Here is a 17520-nt window from a genome sequence, read left to right as displayed (position 1 = left end):
TGGGGTGGGCCGGTCTAGCGGAACTGCCACCAGTTGACGTTGAGCAGGTAGCCGCTGCCGCCGGCGAAGCGCAGGAACACGTCGTGGGTTCCGGTGGCGCCGCTGACCGGGCAGGTGACGCTGCTCCACGTCTGCCAGCCGCCGGTGCCGCCGACGGCGCAGGTGCCGGCCACGGCGCCGGTGGGGCTGCCCAGCCGCACCTCGATCCGGCCGCCGGCCGTCGCGGAGGCCACCCGGGCGGTGAACGAGCCGGCGCCGCCGCCGAACGCGACGCCCTTGACCTTGATGTAGTCGCCGTTCTCGATCCAGCCGACGTTCATCCCGCCCTCGCTGGACGGTTCCGTCTCGACTCCGGCGGACCAGGCGATCGTCTCCGCCTCCTGGCGCACGTACGGGTTGAGCGTGCCGACCTGCGGGGCGCCCGCGCTGGTCATGTTGATCGTCGGGATGGTGCCGTCGGAGCGGTAGCTGAACTTCTCCACCGCCACCGACCGGGTGAAGCCGCCACCGCCGGGCAGCGCGCCGTTGTGGTAGAAGAAGTACGAGCCGCCGTTGAAGTCGATGATCGCGGCGTGGTTGGTGAAGCTGCCGCCCTGGCGGGGCATGATCGTGCCGCGGTAGGTCCACGGACCGGTCGGGCCGGGGGCGGTGGAGTAGCCGATGAACTCCGAGCAGCACTCGGCCGCGAAGACGTTGTAGTAGGTGCCGTTGCGCTTGTAGACCCAGGGCCCTTCCTCGTACAGCGTGGGCCGGCTGGTGTTCCCGCTGCGGGCGCCGAAACCGGCGGTGGTCAGCGGGATCTGGGTCGGGCTGCCGGAGAACGACACCATGTCGGCGTTGAGCCGCACGTACCAGAGGTTCGGGTTCCCCCAGTACAGGTACGCCTGCCCGGTGTCGTCGACGAAGGCGTGCGGGTCGATCTCACCGTTCTCCACCAGCGGACGGCCGATGGCGTCCCGGAACGGGCCGGTCGGGCTGTCGGAGACGCCGACGCCGATCGCCATCCGGCCGGTGGCACGGTTCTTGACCGGGACGTACCAGTAGAAGCGGCCGTTGCGGTAGACGGTCTGGCCGGCCCACGCGTCGGCGCCGGCCCAGCTGAAGGTGGCCAGGTTCATCGGCGAGCCGTGGTCGGTCCAGTTGACCATGTCGGCCGACGAGTAGACCCGCCACTCCTTCATGGTGAAGTAGGTCGAGCCGTCCTCGTCGTGTCCGGTGTAGAGGTAGACCCGGCCGTCGTGCACCAGCGCCGCCGGGTCGGCCGTGTAGATGGTCTGGACGATGGGGTTGTCCGCGTGGGCGACGGCCGGCGTCAGCGCGACCGCGCAGAGCATGCTCGCGATCAGCGCGACACCGTGTCGCAGGAGTCTTCTGGTCATGACGGCCTCCTCGGTCAGGGCGTGATGCGGAAGGTGGCGTCCTGCCTGTCGCTCGCGCTCGACGCCGAGCTGAGCGGGTCGATCCGCAGCAGGTAGTTGGCATGCCGCAGGTAGCGGTCCGGGAAGTTGTGCGACCGGAACGACGTCCACGAGCCGTCGGCGAGCCCCGCGGTGCGGTGGAAGGTGGCGTCCGCACGGAACGTCGCCGTCCCGTCGTTCGGGTCGAGGCGGATGGCGTAGTCGCGGTGCCGCAGGAAGCTGCCCGGCCGGTTCACCGACTCGAACGACACGGCTGTGGCGTCGGCCAGGCCGGCCACCATCCGCCACATCTGGTCCTGGTAGGGATCGAACGGGTACGCGTCGACGCGGCCGACGCCGTTGCTGTGCCGTACCACGTGGTCGGGCAGGTTCGACGACTTGAGCCGGACCCAGTTCGGGGTCCCCCACCGGGAGATCATTCCGTTGTACTCGGCGTCGCTGATCCCGACGATCGAGCCGTGCTTGGCGTTCAGCGGCGGCGTGTAGTCGCGCTGGTTGAGCGCGGTCCACGAGTTGCCGCCGATGTTCGAGGTTGACCAGATGTAGTAGTCGGCGTTGACCGGGCTGAACGAGTCGCCCCAGAGCCGCCAGCCGCTGCCGTCGTTGTTCTTGACCAGCAGTGGCGCCTCGATCGCGTTGCCCTGCCGCAGTCCGCTCGTGTACGTGGTGAAGCTGTTCGGCGCGCCGGTCGCGGAGCGGGCGCCGTGCAGCAGGCCGGTGGACAGGTTCTTGTAGTAGAGGTACGTGGTGCCACCGTCGACGACGACGTCGCCGTCGAGCACACCGAAGCCGGGGCTGAAGAACACCTGCTGCGGGCCGACGGTGACGAAGTCGCTCGTGTAGTTGACCATCAGCACGTCGCCGCCGCTGTTGCAGGAGTAGACGATGCCGTACTGGCCGCGGCCGGCGTCCCAGAACGCCGTGGGCGCCCAGGTGTGCGAGCTGGGCAGCGTGTGCATCCGGATCCGGCGGTAGCCGGTGAGAGCGGTCAGGTCGGTCGAGTCCCACACGTGCAGGTACTGGCTGTTCAGGCCGAAGTTGGTGCCCTTGAGGTCGGTGGCCAGGATGACGAACCTGCCGTCCTGCTTGCGGAAGACGAACGGGTCCCGCAGGCCCATCTGTCCCTGGGTCGGGGTGACCACCGGGTTGTTCTGGTTCAGCGGTGTCCAGTTCAGACCGTCCCGGCTCACCGCCAGGTGCAACCCGTAGTCCGCGCCCTGGAAGTTCGGCGTCTCGGTGAAGTAGGCCATCGCGTACGCGGTGTTCGCCGCCCAGGCCACGCCGGGAAGGCCGGCGACCGACGCCGCGGTGAGTGCGCCGGATGCGGCCACGGCCTTGATGAGTGCTCGTCGACTGATCGCCACGGATCGGAACCCCTCTGCCGCCACGCTCGTGCGCGTGGATGGGTGGACGTGATGACGCGGGCCGGACCGGCGTCTGGTGTCGGCAGGAAGGGTCGGTGTTAGCGCTAACAAGATGCTGCCCAGGCATCTTTCCCGTACGCGCCCCGCCACCCACCGGCACCCGGGCTCCCGTCCGTGCGCCGCATCTGCCTATATGGACTCTCATGGATGGAGGTGTCAGCCGTCAAGACGTGACGAACAGGTTTCGCGAAAGTTCCCGCGAGACATCCGGAGATCCACGACCCGACCGGCGAACTCTTCCGGAGCGCGAAATGTTATCGATAACCTTTCGCAGGCGGCCTGAGCGGCGCGTACTCGCCCTCGCGCCGCAGCCATAGACTTCCCTCGTGATCGAAGAAGGCCCGCGGCCGCACCTGCGCAAGCCCCGGCGCGGCGACCTGCCCCTCGCGACGATCGCCGAACTCGCCGGGGTGTCCCCACCCACCGTCTCCAAGGTCCTCAACGGCCGGCGCGGGGTGGGCGAGCAGACCCGGCAGCGGGTGGAGGCGTTGCTCCGCGACCACGGCTACCGGCGGCGGCAGAGCACCGGCGCGGCCCTCTGCGTCGAGGTGGTCTTCCACCGGATGCTGTCCTCGATCGCCATGCAGATCCTGCGCGGCGTCCAGGAGGTCGCCGCCGCCCACGACCACACCGTCGGATTCACCGACGTGCACCGGCTCGTGTCGGCCGGGCTGCCCTGGGCGGACCAACTGCTGGTGCGGCAGCCGACCGCCGTCATCACGGCGTTCGCCCTGGTCACCGCCGAGGACGGCGAACGGTTCGCGGCCGACGGAATACCGCTGGTCGCCATCGACCCGACCGGCGACCTGTTCCCCACGCCCGCCGTCGGGTCCAACAACTGGAGCGGCGCGCTCGCCGCCACCCGGCACCTGCTCGACCTCGGCCATCGCCGGATCGGCGTGATCACCGGACCGGTCCGGGACCTGTCCGCGCGCGCCCGCCTGGACGGCTTCCACGCCGCGCTGGACTACGCCGGCGTCCCGTTCGACCAGAGCCTCGAACAGCGGGGCGTGTTCACCTTCGAGGACGGCCGTGACCTCGGCGCTCGGCTGCTCGCCCGCCCTGACCCGCCGACCGCAGTCGTCTGCGGCGACGACCTGCAGGCGATGGGCGTCTACGCGGCAGCCCGGGACGCCGGCCTGCGGATACCGGACGAGCTCAGCGTGGTCGGCTTCGACGACGTCGAGCAGGCGGCCTGGCTCGCGCCGCCGCTGACCACGGTGCGGCAGCCGTTCACCGAGATCGGCGCCACGTCCGCCCGGCTCGCCCTCACCCTGGCGGACGGCCGCTCCCCGGCCCAGGAACGCTACGAACTCGGCACCACTCTCGTGGTGCGGGCCAGCACCGCGCCGCCGTCGCGATGACCCCCGGCGGTCCTACCCCACCCGCACCGCGGGGGTCCGCGTCCGCACTCCCCCACCACCCCGCTCGACCCGGCGGGCCGAGCGGGGCGCGGGCGCGGCCGGCCGGCCCACCCGGGCCACGTGCACGATCCGCTCCGGCGCCACGTCCAGCAGCGCGCCGAGCGCGTCCCGGGTGGTGGCCACGTCGACGAGCTGACTGAGCGGGTGCGCGGCCAGCCCGGCCGTGTGCAGCGTCAGCCACATCCGCATCAGCACCCGTCCGAACTCGACCTGCCCGGCCGAGTCCAGACCGGGCGGCGCGACGAGCGCCAGCACCCCGCCGCCTTGCGCCAGCGGATCACCGCCCGCGGCGGCGAGCAGCCGGGGCAGCCCCAGCGGGCGCAACGCCGGGTACGCCGCCAGCGCCGCCCGCAGCCCGGCAGCAGTGGCCCGGCCCAGCCCGAGGCAGCTGTCACTAAGCCCGTCGGCCCGGTAGCGCGGGCCCGACCGGTCCAGGCGCAGCCAGCGGCGCAGCTCCGCGACCACCGACGGGTCGGCGTACACCTGCCGGTCGGCAGTGCGCAGCAGCGCGCGCAGCCGCCCGGCCGCCGGCACCGCGCGGACCGCGCCACCGGCCCGGCGGGCGACCGCGTCCACGGCGGCGACCACGTCGGCGTCCGGTCCGGCGGTGAACCGGCCCCGGTGGGTACGCCGGTCCCACACGTCGGCGGTGCGGAACGGCGTCCGGTACGGCTGCCGTGCCGGCCGCAGTCGCCCCACCCGCCGGTCGGACTCGTCGTGGTCGGCGGCCCAGTCCAGCCGCAGCCCCGCGTCGGCGGCGACGATCAGGCAGGTCTCCACGAACGCGCCCAGCGACAGCCGCAGGTCCCGCCCGGTCGGGTCGCCCGCGGGCAGCGCGTCGGCCGGATCCCAGCCGACGGTGATCGCCCAGCGCTCGTAGCGCAGCCGCCACGGCTGGGTGTTGTGTGCGCTCGGCGCCCGCCAGCACAGCGGCTCCAGCGCGTGGAACGCGGCGAGGTCCATGGTCACCGCTCCCTGGCGTAGAACGTGTAGCCGTGCAGCGGGCGTCCGCCGAGGTGCCGGTACTGGGCCGCCGACGCGGGGTTGTCCCGCCCGACGTACGTGCTGCGCAGCGCCGTGTAGCCGCCGTCGTGCAGGTTGCGGTGCAGGTGCGCGGAGAGCAACCGCTGGTAGCCGCGCCCCTGGAACTCCGGCACCACGCCCTTGACGATCAGCACCGCCTCCCGGCGGTACCGGCGGCGGGTCGCCAGCAGCCGAAGCCGGTTGACCGGGTTCAGGTCGCCGCGCACCGCGACCAGGAAGTCGCTGATGTCCGGCACGCAGAGCACGAACGCCACCGGCCGGTCGTCGCGGGTCAGGTAGAGCAGCAGGGACTCGTCGAGCAGGTACGCCAGGCCGTCGGTCTGCCGCCGCAACTGCGCCGCCGAGATCGGCGTGTAGTAGCCGAGCTGGGCGAAGGAGTCGTTGAGCATCCCGCGCAGCAGGCCGAGCTGCTCGTCGATCCGCCTGGTGTCCCCCCGGTGCAGTTCCAGACGCGCGCCGTCGGGCTGGACGCCCAGGCCGGGAGCCGGGCCGGTCGGCGGCGGCACCGGGCAGATCCAGGTGTCGGAGACGAACCGCCCGGTGAACCCGTTCTCCTCGTACGCGTCCGGGTAGTACGGCGGGTTCCACGCGCTGTCCACGAAACCCCGGTCGGCGTACCCGGAGGTGATCACGCCGCCGGCCTGGTTGGGCAGCAGCGCCACCGGCCCGAACAGCAGATCCCGGCCGGGTGTGGCGTACGCGGTGATCGCGTCGAACAGCGGACGGGCGGCCGGCGCGGTGAACTCGGTGAGCCCGAACAGCTGGCACCGGCGGCCGAGCTTGGCGTCGAAGTCGCCGTCGGTGTGCAGCGTGGTCCGCCCGGCCACGGCGCCGGCGGCGTCACGCAGCACGTACATCGGCACGCCGTCGCGCCACCAGCGGCGGATCTGCTGCCGGGGCGTCGGCACGTACCGGGGTTCGTCGGCGTACAGCCGGTCGGTGAGGGTGAGGAAGTCGCGCAGGCCGCGCCGGCCGGTCACGCGCTCGAACCGGTGGCCGGTCACCGCCGCACCGCCGGTCCGGTCGTCTCCGCGCCCAGCGGCGTGAACCGCTCGATGTGGCCCATCGCGCCGTCCTCGGCCCGCCACGCGCCGTTGGAGTAGCCGTCCGGGGAGGCGGTGTAGAGCCGGATGAACCCGGCGGTGGCGTTGCGCTCGCCGTCGGTCAGCCACATCATCAGCTTGCGGTGGTGTCGCGTACGGGCGAAGCGCAGCAGCGCGTCCCGGTCGGTGAAGAACGCGATCGTGCCGAGCGTCAGCGGGAACCGCCAGTAGACGGTGTGCCAGCAGTAGCCGGACATCCGGCGCATGTCGCGCACCATCCGGATCCAGTCGGGGGCCAGGCGCAGCAGCACCAGCGGGTTCGCGTACCGGGTGCCGCCGATGAACATGGCGCCGGCGCGGGCCTGGGCCGGGGCTCGGGAGAAGTCACGGGTACGCATCGTTCACCTCACCAGGTAGACGTTCTTGATCTTCTGCATGTCGGCGAACGGGCCGCCGTCGGGTTCGTGCAGCTCGACCCGCAGGTCGCCGGCGGTCGGGTCCTCCACCAGGGACTGCGCGAAGTCCCGCGACACCGAGGTCAGGTGCGCGCGTACCCCGTTGCGGCACGCGTCGGCGAGCGCCGCGCGGGCCGCGGTGTCCAGCGGGCGGCGCAGCTCGACGTGGATCACCGGCCGGGTCTCCAGCGCCGCGTCCTCGTGCAGTGTGAGGCAGAACCTGTTGATCTCGGCGGCGTACGGGTTGCCGGTGTAGAGGCCGTACTCGACGTCCTGCGGGTAGAGGTTCGCGCCCAGGTAGGACACGGTGGAGTCGCTGCGGCCGAACAACAGCAGCAGCGGCAGCGTCATCCGCTCCTCGGCCACCGCGGTACGGAACTCGGCGCGGCGTACCGGGTCGGCGTGAGCCAGCTCGACGATCCGCCGGTACGGCACGAGCAGCGCCTCGTCGCCCACGTTGTAGCGCAGCCGCGGCTGGAGCACGTGCGGGCCGGTGACGGTGCAGAGCAGTTCCCGCCGCTCGTTGGTCTCCAGGTAGGTGGCGAACGGGTTGTACTGGAACACCATCGGCAGCCGCTGCTCGCCGCGGCCGAGCAGTTCCGCGCGCAGCCCCGCGTCGGTGCGCAGCCGTCGCCGCAGCCACACCGTGAACCGGGTCTCCGCGCCGATTCCGATGGTCAGGTCGGACGCCCCGTACGCCGAGCGCACCCGCACGAACCGCTGTTCCAGGTAGTCGCGCAGCGCCTCGGTCATCCCCTCGCCGCCGCAACTGGCGAAGATCCGGTACCGCGTCCAGGGGAAGTCCTCGGCGTCGAGCCGGTCCCGCAGGTGCTTGAGGAACGGCGGGTACGCGGTCACCAGGTAGTCGTGGCCGGGCCCGAACTCGCGCAGCGTGTCGACGATCTTCCCGAGGTCCGGGCCGGTGTTCTTCACGGTGGCGATCCGGGCCATCGCCGCGCCCGTGGTGGTGCCGGTCGCCCAGGCGCCCATCGAGTACGCGTTTATGACGAACGGGCGGCGCATCGGGAACGCCAGGCCGGTGTACCCGGCGATGTCGCGGTGCACCGCCCGCAGCTCCCGCTCGCCGCGCGGCCAGTTGAACGGCCGCCCGGACGAGCCGGCCGACTCGTCGACCACCACGCCCCGCTCCGGCATCCGCCCGTCCCGGCAGCGGGCCGAGGCGTCGTACGCCATGACGTACCCGCGCTTGTCGGTCTCCGGGAAGTCCCGCAGCCGGCGGCGCAGGCCGCCCGGACGGGCCCGCAGGAACGCCTGGTAGGCGGGCACCCGCCGGGCGGCGCGCACGCAGGTCGATCGCGCGTTCGCGGCGGCGAGCCGGTCGAGGACCGGGTGGTGGCGCCGGGCCAGCCAGCGCCAGCCGGCCGGGTGGTGGGCGACGAGCCGGGCCAGCGCGGCGACCGCGCGGCCGGCGGGGGCCAGCGCGGCCTCGGCGGGCAGCGGCGTGTCGACGGTACGTGCAGCGGCGTGTCGGTGCAGCGTCTCGGCCATGACAAGGATCCTGTCGACGCCGCCGCGCCCGCACATGAGCGACGAGACGGTACTGCGCTGAGTACCCGTACCCAGTGGAAGACCACCCGGCCCGGCCACGCTCAGTCACCATGGCGACACTCGTCTGGTGTGTCGTGCCTGGTCCGGTGACACTTCGCCCATGACAGAGGGCAAGCGTGAGCGCGCGAACGAGCGCTTCGAGAAGGTGGCCGAGGAGACCTCGGAGACCGTGACCCACGCGGCCACGGTGCTGGAGGAGGAACTCGCGGCGGGGCTGGCCGGCGCCCGGCGGCTCGAGGAGAAGCTGACCGAGAGCCGGCGCGTGGACCCGGAGGCGTTCGACGAACTCGTCGCCCGGGTCCGCACCGACGGGCACGCCCTGATCGACACCGTGGTCGGGCAGCTGAAGATGGCCGACGACCAGCGCGGCGAGGTGATCCGGCGGTACACGTCGGACGCGCACGACGCGCTGGACACCGTACTCAATCTGGCGCGGCTGGCCCCCGAGGTCGCCAACGGGCTCGCGGACCGGCTGGCGTCGCCGGCCCCGAAGCGGCCGGCGGACCGGTAGCGGCGCGATGGCGCCGACCGCCGGGGTGGCCGGCGGGCACGTGGAACGGATGCTGGAGCGCTATCGCGGGCTCGCCCTCGGCGCGCTGCTCGACGACGTGCCCGACGGCGGCCCGCGATACCTCTACGACCTCGTCGCGGAGTACCCCCGGCGGTGGGGCAAGGGGCTGCGCGCCGCGCTGTGCCTTGCGACGTGCCGGGCGTTCGGCGGCGGCGACGCGGTGGGCCTCAACGCCGCAGTGACGGTGGAGTTGTTCCACAACGCCTTCCTCATCCACGACGACATCCAGGACGAGAGCGAGCAGCGGCGCGGCGGGCGGACCCTGCACGCCGAGTACGGCGTGGGCGTGGCGCTGAACGTCGGCAACATGACGAACCTGCTGGCGTTGCGGCGGCTGGCCGCGAACCGGGCGGCGCTCGGCTCCGGGATCGCGTGGCGGCTGTTCACCGAGACCGAGCTGATGATGCGCCACTCGCTGGAGGGGCAGGCGATCGAGATCGGCTGGATCCGCGACAACGTGTGCGACCTCGACGCGGACGACTACTACCGGATGTGCTTGAAGAAGACGTCCTGGTACACCTGCATCTACCCGTGCCGCACCGGCGTTCTCGTGGCGACCGGCCGGGAGAACGCCGTCGACGTGCTCGACCGGTACGGCTGGTACCTGGGCGCGGCGTTCCAGATCCAGGACGACGCGCTCAACCTGACCGGCGACTACGCCCGGTACGGCAAGGAGATCGCCGGTGACCTGTGGGAGGGCAAGCGCACGCTGATCCTGATCGACTTCATGCGGCGGTGCACGTCCGAGGAACGCGAACGGCTCGTGCGGCTGCTGAGCCGGACCCGGGCGGAGCGCACCGACGCCGAGGTGCGCTGGCTGCACGGGCGGCTGCTCGCGTACGACTGCGTGGAGTCGGCGCGGCGCAGCGCCCGGGATCTCGCGCTGGCCGCCCGGTGCGAGGGTGAGCGGGCGCTGGGCGCCGCCGCCGACACCGAGGACGGCCGGTTCCTGCTGGAGCTGACCGACTACGTGGTGGAACGCGCCCGCTAGCCGCCCAGGACCCCGCGCAGCCAGGTGAGCTGTTCGCGCTGGTGCTCGGCCTCGCCGCCCTCGTGGTCGTTGAACTCGTACACCCGCACGTCCTTGTCGCCGCCGTAGCGGTGGAAGGCGGCGAAGCAGGTGGACGGCGGGCAGACCTGGTCGCGCAGCGAGATCGAGAACAGCGCGGGCGCTGTGGCGCGCGGCGCGAGCACCGCGGCGTCCAGGTAGGACAGCGTGCGGAACACCCGGTCGGCGCGGTCGCGGTGCAGCGCGAGGTAGTCGACGACCTCGGCGTACGGGCTGTCCGGGCCGGCGACGCGCACGCCCCGGCGGATGTCGCACAGGAACGGCACGTCCGGCATGACCGCGACGACGTCCGGGCACAGCGCGCCGGCGGCCAGGGCGAGGCCGCCGCCCTGGCTGAAGCCGGTCACCGCCACCCGGTCCGGGTCGACGGCCGGGTGCCGCCGGGCGGCCTCGGCGAAGCGGACCGCGTCGGTGATGAGCCGCCGGTAGTAGTGGTCGGCCGGGTCGGCGACGCCCCGGGTGAGGAAGCCGGGCACGGTGCCGGCCGGGTACGGGTGCGGGTCGGGCGTGCCGCCGGTGGCGGCACTCCAGCCCTGGCCCCGGCTGTCCATGATCAGGTGCGCGAAGCCCGCCGCGGCCCAGAACAGCTTCTCGTGCGGCAGGCCGCGGCCCCGGCCGTAGCCGAGGTATTCGACCACGCAGGGCAGCGGCCCGTCGGCACCGGCCGGCAGGTGCAGCCATCCGCGCACCGGCTCGCCGCCGAAGCCGGGGATCGTGGCGGCGTACGTCCGGATCTGGGTCAGCCCGGTGTCGACCGGCTCGTAGACCGCCGCCTCCGGATCGCCGCCGCCGTCGAGCGTGCGCGCCCAGAACGCGTCCAGGTCCGCCGGCACGTGAAGCTCCGGCCGGTACGCCAGACAGCCGGCCAGGTCGAGGTCGGTCAGCGGCACGACGCGGCCTCCCGTACGGCGGAGGCGAACCAGCCGGTGATCGTGCTCGGATGGGTGATGGCGGTGCCGACCACCACCGTCCACGCGCCCGCCCGCAGCGCCTGCGCGGCCTGCTCCGGCGTGTGGATGCGTCCCTCGGCGACCACCGGGACGTCGACCGCGGCGGCGAGCCGGGCGACCAGGTCCAGGTCCGGCCCGTCGCCCTTCGTGGTGTACGCGGTGTACCCGGCGAGCGTTGTGCCGACCAGGTCGGCGCCCGCTGCGGCGGCGGCGATGCCCTCGTCCAGCGTGGAGCAGTCGGCCATCACGAGCGCGCCGGTGCGCTCGTGCACGGCGGCGATCGTCTCGGCGAGCGTACGGCCGTCGGGCCGGGGCCGGTACGTGCCGTCGAGCGCGACGACGTGCGCCCCGGCGTCGGCGACGGCGAGCGCGTGCTCGAGCGTCGGGGTGATGAAGACGTCGTCGTCGCCGTCCTTCCAGAGCCCGATCAGCGGCAGGTCCACCGCTGCGCGGATGGCCGCGATGTCCGCCAGGCCCTGGGCGCGGATGCCGGCGGCGCCACCCCGGGCGGTGGCGAGCGCGACCCGGCGCATGGTGTCCGGGTCACGCATCGGCTCACCCGGGTACGCCTGGCAGGAGACGACCAGGCGGTCACGGAGCTGGTCGACGAGCGCGTTCATGAGACCTTCCAGGCGAGCGAGGCGGCGCCGAGCAGCGGCGCGTCGGGGCCGAGGGTGGAGGCGAGGACCGGCACTGCGGCCAGGGCGGGCAGCGTCTCGGCGGGCACCGCGTCGCGCAGCGCCCGCCACCACGGCTCGCCGAGGCCGGTGACGCCGCCGCCGATCACCACGGCGGCCGGGTCGAGCACGTTGACCAGGCCGCCGACGGCGCAACCGACGGCTGCGCCGCCGCGCCGGACGACCTCCCGGGCCGCCTCGTCGCCGTCCGCCGCGAGCGCGGCGACGGCCCGCAGGTCGGCCACCGGCCGGCCGGTACGCTGGACGTACTCGGCGGCCAGCGCGGGCCCGGCGGCGATCGCCTCCAGGTGCCCGCGCCCGCCGCAGGTGCAGGGCAGCGTTCCGGCGTACGCCGACGGCTGGTGCCCGGCGTGCCCGGCGGCGCTGTGCGCACCGGCGAGCACCGTGTCGCCGAGGACGAACGACGCCCCGACGCCGGTGCCGACGGCGACGTAGAGCACCGTGTCGTACCCGGCGGCGGCACCGTGACGCGCCTCGCCCAGCGCGTGGGCGTGCACGTCGTTGATCACGGCGACCGGCACGCCCAGGCGCCGGCTCAGGTCGCCGCGCAGGTCCGTGCCGGTCCATCCGGTCAGCACGTCGGTGGCGGACAGCACCAGGCCGGAGCCGCTGTCGATGACTCCGGCGCTGCCGACGCCGAGCGCCCGTACGACGCCCGGCGCGTCCGCCCGCAGCTTCTCCACCAGGCCGGCGGCGGTGTCGAGCACCGCGGCCGCGCCGGAGCGGCCGGGTGTCGGCGCGGTACGCCGACCGACGACCTCTCCGGCGGCGGTGACCAGGGCGGCGGTGGTCTTGGTGCCGCCGATGTCGAGCGCGGCGACCAGAGCGGTCGTGCTCACCTCGGGCATGGTCAGAGCAGCCCGGCCAGTTCCAGCTGGGTACGCACGCGGCCCGTCTCGGCGGCGTCCAGCGGCCGCAGCGGCAGCGACACCGCGTTGCCGGCGATGACGCCGAGCAGGGACAGCGCGGTCTTGAACGCGCCGACGCCCCGGGTGGCGCCCGCCGAGGTGGCCGGGTCGGCCGCGTCGACGATGCGGAACAGCCGGGTCAGCCGGTCCTGCTCGCGGCGGGCCGCGGCCCAGTCACCCGCCACGCAGGCGCGGTGCAGCCGCACGTACCCGGCCGGGTCCACGTTGCCCAGTCCGGGCACCGAGCCGGAGCCGCCTGCGAGCATCATCGCGTCGACCACCACCTCGTGGCCGGTGAGCAGGCTGAAGTCGCGCTCCGGCGCGTGCTCGGCGATGGCCAGCGCGAGCTGCCGGAACGCGACGTCGTCGCCGCTGGAGTCCTTGACGCCTGCGAGCACGCCCTCGGCGGCGAGCCGGGTCAGCAGGTCGACGGAGAGCTTGCTGTGCACGCAGACCGGGATGTCGTACGCCAGCAGGGGAAGCTCGACCGCCGCGGCGACCGCACGGAAGTGCCGCTCGATCTCGTGCGGGCCGACGATGGCGTAGAACGGCGCGGTCACGACCAGGCCGTCCGCGCCCAGCCGGGTGGACGCCTCGGCCCGCTCCACGACCCGGCGGGTGGTGGGTTCGATGCAGCCGGCGATGACCGGCACGGCGCCGCCGGCGGTCTTCACGATGGTCTCCAGGGCCAGGTCCCGCTGCCGGTCGGTGAGGAAGACCGTCTCGCCGGAGCTGCCGAGGGCGAAGATGCCGTCGACGCCGGCGTCGAGCAGCCACTCGACCAGCCGTTCCAGCGAGTGGACGTCGACCTCGCCCTCATCGGTCAGGGGGGTCACGGCCGGCGGCACGACTCCGGCGAACCGCGGGGCTGGGGTGGTCACAGGTTCTCCTCGACAGACTCGGTTGTGGTGCGGCCGGTCGCCGAGGTGGCGAGCGCGACCAGTTCGGTGTTCGCGGTTCCGGCGGGCACCGGGTGGTGGCAGCGGAACTCGTGGCCCTCGCCCTCGGCGGGGCGCGGCGCCGGCATGTCCACGGCGCAGCCGTCGGTGGCGGCCCAGCAGCGGGTCCGGAACGGGCAGCCGCTCGGCGGCCGGGTGGCCGACGGGACCGGGCCGACCAGCGGAATGGGCTCGATCGGGGAGAGCAGGCCCGGCGTGGCCGAGAACAAGGCCCGGGTGTACGGGTGCCGGCCGCCCTCGGGCAGCAGGTCGGCGGGCGTCTGCTCGACGATGCGGCCCAGGTACATGGTGACGACCCGGTCGCTGACCCGCTTGACGGTCTGGATGTCGTGCGACACCAGCACCATCGCCAGGCCGAGCCGGTCCTTGAGGTCCAGCAGCAGGTTGAGGATCTGGGCCCGTACCGACACGTCGAGCGCGCTGGTCGGCTCGTCGGCGATGACCAGCCCCGGTTCCAGGGCCAGCGCGCGGGCGATGGACACCCGCTGGCGCTGGCCGCCGGAGAGCTGGCTGGGCAGCACGTCGGCGACCGAGCGGGGCAGGCCCACCAGGGCCATCAGCTCGGTCACCCGCTGCTCGCGCTGCTGCCGGGTGCCCCGGCGGTGCACGTCGAGCGGGTCGCGCAGGATGTCGCGTACCGGCATGCGGCGGTTCAGCGAGGTGGCCGGGTCCTGGAAGATCATGCCGACGCCCGCGCCGATGTGCTCACGCCGTTCGGCGGCGCTCATCGACCACACGTCCTTGCCGGCGAACGACACCGTGCCGGCGGTCGGCCGTTGCAGGCCGACGAGCACCTTTGCGAGCGTGGACTTGCCGCAGCCGGACTCGCCCACGATGCCGACCGTCTCGCCGGCCCGGATCACCAGGTCGGCGCCGGTGAGGGCGTAGACCTTCTCCCGGCTGAACATGCCGCCGCCGCGCGAGGCGTGCACCACGTGCACGTCGCTCAGCTCGGCGATCGGCCGGTGCTCGGCGGTGGCGCTCATCGGGCCGGCTCCTTCTCGCTGACGGTGACGGCGGGGTGGTGGCAGGCGTACCCGTGGCCGTCCGTGCCCTCCAGGGCGGGCGCGGTGTCCCGGCAGATCTCGGTCGCCATCGGGCAGCGGTCGGAGAACCGGCAGCCCTTCGGGAAGTCGGCGGGTGACGGCACCACGCCGCGGATCTGGGTGAGCCGTTCCGCTCCGGTCTCCAGGGACAGGACGGAACCGAGCAGGCCGCGGGCGTAGTGGTGGGCGGGTGCCTCCATCACGTCGGCGGTCACGCCGGTCTCCACGATCTGCCCGCCGTACATCACCACGACCCGGTCGCAGACGTCGCTGACCAGGGCGAGGTCGTGGCTGACCAGGATGAGGGCGAAGCCGAGCCGCTCGCGCAGGTCCAGCAGCAGCTTCATCACCTGGGCCTGCACGGTGACGTCGAGCGCGGTGGTCGGCTCGTCCGCGATGATCAGCTTCGGGTCGCGGGACAGCGCCATGGCGATCACGACGCGCTGCCGCTGCCCGCCGGACAGCTCGTGCGGGTACGCGGCGAGCGTGCGCTGCGGGTCCAGCCCGACCAGCCGCATCAGTTCCTCGGCCGAGCGGGTGCCGCCGCGGCGGATCATCTGGGCGAGCTGGGCGCCGACGCGTAGCGCCGGGTTCAGCGCCGACAGCGCGTCCTGGTAGACCATGGCGATCTCGCGGCCCATCAGGGCACGGCGGCCCTTGGCGTTGAGCTTCAGCAGGTTCGTGTCCTGGAAGCGGATCTCGCCGCGTACCCGGGCGCCCTGCGGCAGCAGGCCCATCACGGCCAGGACGCTGAGCGACTTGCCGGAGCCCGACTCCCCCACCAGGCCGACGACCTCGCCGGGGCGGACGTCGAAGGAGAGCCCGTCGACGATGTCCACGCCGCGGTGGCGGCCCTCGAAGCCGATCGACAGGTCGCTGACCTGAAGGACCGGTTTGCCCTGCGGCAGCGGGCGGGCGCGCTCGCGCAGCCGCCGTGCCGCCTCGGCGAGACCCGGCAGCTCGACCACCTCGCCGGTGCCGGGCTTCGCCTGCTCCAGCGCGTCACCGCTGGTGGTGGACGTGGCGCGGCGCGCCGCCGGGGCGGCCCAGGCGTCGGACATGCCCTCGGAGAGCACGTTGAGCGCCAGCACGGTGAGCAGGATCAGCAGGCCGGGGAAGAACGTGGCCCACCAGCCGCCGATCTGCACCATCTCCTTGCCGAACGCGATCACCGAGCCCCACGAGGAGGCCGCCTCCTGCGGGGCGAGGCCGCCGCCGATGAAGGACAGCGAGGCCTCGAAGACGATCGCGTCGGCCACCATGACGGTGACGAAGACGAGGATCGGGGCGGCGCAGTTGCGCAGGACGTGCCGCCAGAGGATGTGCGGTCGCCGGGCGCCGATGATGCGCTCGGCGGCCACGTAGTCCTCGCCGTACTGGGACAGCACGTTCGCGCGGACGATGCGCGCGACCGACGGGGTGAACACGAAGCCGATCGCGATGACGAGGACCAGCAGGCTGTTCTTGCCGAACGAGATGATCAGCAGCGCGGAGAGCACGATCGTGGGGAAGGCCATGACCACGTCGAGGCAGCGCATGATGATCTCGTCGACGACGGTCCGGCTGCTGCCGGCGACCGCGCCGAGGATCGCGCCGAGCACCAGCGCGATGCCGGCCGCGCCGAACCCGACGATCAGGGAGCGCCGGGTGCCCGCGACCAGCCGGGAGAAGACGTCACGGCCGAGCTTGTCCAGGCCGAACCAGAAGTCACCGCTCGGGCCCGTCAGCGCCGGTCCGAGCCCGGTCTGGGTGGGGTCGTGGCGCAGCAGCAGCGGGGCGAGCACGCCGACCACGACGATGAGCGCGACGAAGCCGAGCGCGAACCGGGCGGCGAGACCGAGCCGGGCGAAGGCCATGCCGGGGCGGGACAGCCGCGTGGTGAGGGACCGGCGCATCAGTGGCCTCCGCGCAGTCGGGGGTTGGCGAAGAGGTAGAGGATGTCGACGACCAGGTTCACCAGGACGAAGCACAGCGCGATGGTCAGCACGGTGCCCTGGGCCAGCGCGGTGTCGTTCTGCTGGACGGCGCTCATGATCTGGGTGCCCATGCCTGGTAGCGAGAAGATCGCCTCGATGACGACGGTGCCGCCGATGAGGTAGCCGATCCGCAGGCCGAGCGCGGTGAGCGGGTTGACGAGCGCGTTGCGCAGCACGTTGCGGCCGATCACCACGCGCGGCGGCAGTCCGGCGCCGATCGCGGTACGGACGTAGTCCTTGTCGAGTTCCTCGACCATGGACGTCCGGACGATGCGGGCCAGCGAGCAGCCGACCGGTACGGCCAGCGCCAGCGCGGGCATGGCCAGCGACTGCAACCACAGACCGACCGAGTCGGCGGGGTTGACGTAGCCGCCGGTCGGGAAGATCGGCCGGCGGACGGAGAACTCCTGGATGAACAGCAGGGCCAGCCAGAACGAGGGCGTGGCGATGCCGGCCATGGAGACGATCCGGATGACCTGGTCGGGCCAGCGGTCCCGGTACAGGGCGGCCGGGATGCCGAGCGCCAGCGCGATGACGAGCGCGCCGACGACGCCGAGCGCGGTGAGCTGGATGGTCAGCGGCAGCGCCATGGCGATCTTCTCGGCGACCGGGACCGACGGCGGGAACGTCATGCCGAGGTCGCCGCGGACGAGGTCGCCGAGGAAGTGCAGGTAGCGCAGCGGCAGCGGGTCGTTCAGGCCGTTGGCGGCACGGAACGCCTCGACCTGCGCCGGCGTGGCCTGGTCACCGAGGACTGACAACGCCGGGTCGATCGGGGAGAACTGCATGATCACGAAGACGAAGAGCGTGATGCCCAGCACCAGGGGGATCAGCGTCAGGAATCGTCGTGCGACCAGGTTCAGGACGGTCAGCATGGATTCTCTCTCTCGTGGCGGGGCGCCGGGACGTCCCGCCCGGCCGCACGGGTCACGTGGGCCGGGCGGGACGTCTGCGGGGCCGGAACCC

General features: G+C 73.0%; 16 protein-coding genes. 3 read left to right on the top strand and 13 right to left on the bottom strand.

All coding sequences use genetic code 11. The features are described 5' to 3' along the window. Window positions 1-14 precede the first annotated feature (14 nt). Together NMK34_RS13785 and NMK34_RS13780 are read right to left on the bottom strand one after the other, a co-directional pair. Window positions 15-1379 (bottom strand): glycoside hydrolase family 43 protein, encoded by a 1365-nt coding sequence (locus tag NMK34_RS13785; RefSeq protein ID WP_318333715.1) that lies wholly within the window; start codon window positions 1377-1379, stop codon window positions 15-17. Between the two features lie 14 nt (window positions 1380-1393). Then, the gene (locus tag NMK34_RS13780) at window positions 1394-2782 is read right to left on the bottom strand and encodes a glycoside hydrolase family 43 protein (RefSeq protein WP_318333714.1); all 1389 of its coding nucleotides are present in this window, start codon (window positions 2780-2782) and stop codon (window positions 1394-1396) included. Between the two features lie 386 nt (window positions 2783-3168). Here NMK34_RS13780 and NMK34_RS13775 point away from each other — a divergent pair, with 386 nt between their 5' ends. Further along, a complete protein-coding gene (locus NMK34_RS13775) occupies window positions 3169-4206 on the top strand; it encodes a LacI family DNA-binding transcriptional regulator (protein WP_318333713.1) in 1038 nt (345 codons plus the stop codon). Between the two features lie 12 nt (window positions 4207-4218). On the opposite strand, the gene NMK34_RS13770 is transcribed toward NMK34_RS13775, so the two are convergent. Genes NMK34_RS13770 through NMK34_RS13755 form a run of 4 tightly spaced genes read right to left on the bottom strand, consistent with a single transcriptional unit; the run spans window position 4219 to window position 8317 of the window. Beyond that, on the bottom strand, window positions 4219-5229 hold the full coding sequence (locus NMK34_RS13770; protein WP_318336341.1) for a nitroreductase: 1011 nt from the start codon (window positions 5227-5229) through the stop codon (window positions 4219-4221). A gap of 2 nt (window positions 5230-5231) precedes the next feature. Beyond that, window positions 5232-6314 (bottom strand): hypothetical protein, encoded by a 1083-nt coding sequence (locus NMK34_RS13765; protein WP_318333712.1) that lies wholly within the window; start codon window positions 6312-6314, stop codon window positions 5232-5234. Further along, entirely contained in the window at window positions 6311-6751 is a 441-nt protein-coding gene (locus tag NMK34_RS13760; protein WP_318333711.1) for a DUF4188 domain-containing protein, read from the bottom strand. Before NMK34_RS13760 ends, NMK34_RS13765 begins: the two co-directional genes overlap by 4 nt. A 3-nt stretch (window positions 6752-6754) precedes the next feature. Beyond that, window positions 6755-8317, bottom strand: a complete 1563-nt coding sequence (locus NMK34_RS13755; protein ID WP_318333710.1) for a phenylacetate--CoA ligase family protein — start codon at window positions 8315-8317, stop codon at window positions 6755-6757. 160 nt (window positions 8318-8477) lie between these two features. Between NMK34_RS13755 and NMK34_RS13750 the strand changes: the two genes are divergently transcribed. Next, entirely contained in the window at window positions 8478-8888 is a 411-nt protein-coding gene (locus tag NMK34_RS13750; RefSeq protein WP_318333709.1) for a hypothetical protein, read from the top strand. Window positions 8889-8895: 7 nt separating this feature from the next. Then, window positions 8896-9939, top strand: a complete 1044-nt coding sequence (locus NMK34_RS13745; RefSeq protein WP_318333708.1) for a polyprenyl synthetase family protein — start codon at window positions 8896-8898, stop codon at window positions 9937-9939. Here NMK34_RS13745 and NMK34_RS13740 read toward each other — a convergent pair. From NMK34_RS13740 to NMK34_RS13710, 7 genes are read right to left on the bottom strand one after another with little or no spacing between them, the layout of a single operon-like run. After that, entirely contained in the window at window positions 9936-10907 is a 972-nt protein-coding gene (locus tag NMK34_RS13740; RefSeq protein ID WP_318333707.1) for an acetylxylan esterase, read from the bottom strand. The genes NMK34_RS13745 and NMK34_RS13740 overlap by 4 nt on opposite strands. After that, the gene (locus NMK34_RS13735; protein WP_318333706.1) at window positions 10898-11587 is read right to left on the bottom strand and encodes an N-acetylmannosamine-6-phosphate 2-epimerase; all 690 of its coding nucleotides are present in this window, start codon (window positions 11585-11587) and stop codon (window positions 10898-10900) included. Before NMK34_RS13735 ends, NMK34_RS13740 begins: the two co-directional genes overlap by 10 nt. Further along, window positions 11584-12513: an ROK family protein gene (locus NMK34_RS13730; protein ID WP_318333705.1), complete on the bottom strand. Its 930-nt coding sequence runs from the start codon at window positions 12511-12513 to the stop codon at window positions 11584-11586. Before NMK34_RS13730 ends, NMK34_RS13735 begins: the two co-directional genes overlap by 4 nt. Before the next feature lie 2 nt (window positions 12514-12515). Next, entirely contained in the window at window positions 12516-13454 is a 939-nt protein-coding gene (locus NMK34_RS13725) for a dihydrodipicolinate synthase family protein (RefSeq protein WP_318333704.1), read from the bottom strand. Further along, a complete protein-coding gene (locus tag NMK34_RS13720; protein ID WP_318333703.1) occupies window positions 13451-14518 on the bottom strand; it encodes an ABC transporter ATP-binding protein in 1068 nt (355 codons plus the stop codon). The genes NMK34_RS13725 and NMK34_RS13720 overlap by 4 nt, the downstream gene beginning before the upstream one ends. Further along, a complete protein-coding gene (locus NMK34_RS13715) occupies window positions 14515-16473 on the bottom strand; it encodes a dipeptide/oligopeptide/nickel ABC transporter permease/ATP-binding protein (protein WP_318333702.1) in 1959 nt (652 codons plus the stop codon). The genes NMK34_RS13720 and NMK34_RS13715 overlap by 4 nt, the downstream gene beginning before the upstream one ends. Beyond that, complete coding sequence (locus NMK34_RS13710; protein ID WP_013285836.1) at window positions 16473-17429, bottom strand: ABC transporter permease; 957 nt, start codon at window positions 17427-17429, stop codon at window positions 16473-16475. Before NMK34_RS13710 ends, NMK34_RS13715 begins: the two co-directional genes overlap by 1 nt. Between the last annotated feature and the right edge of the window lie 91 nt (window positions 17430-17520).

The organism is Micromonospora sp. BRA006-A (assembly GCF_033433935.1).
GTDB lineage: Bacteria > Actinomycetota > Actinomycetes > Mycobacteriales > Micromonosporaceae > Micromonospora > Micromonospora aurantiaca.
Note: the sequence above shows the minus strand (reverse complement) of the source record. Positions and strands in the feature narration are given on the sequence as shown.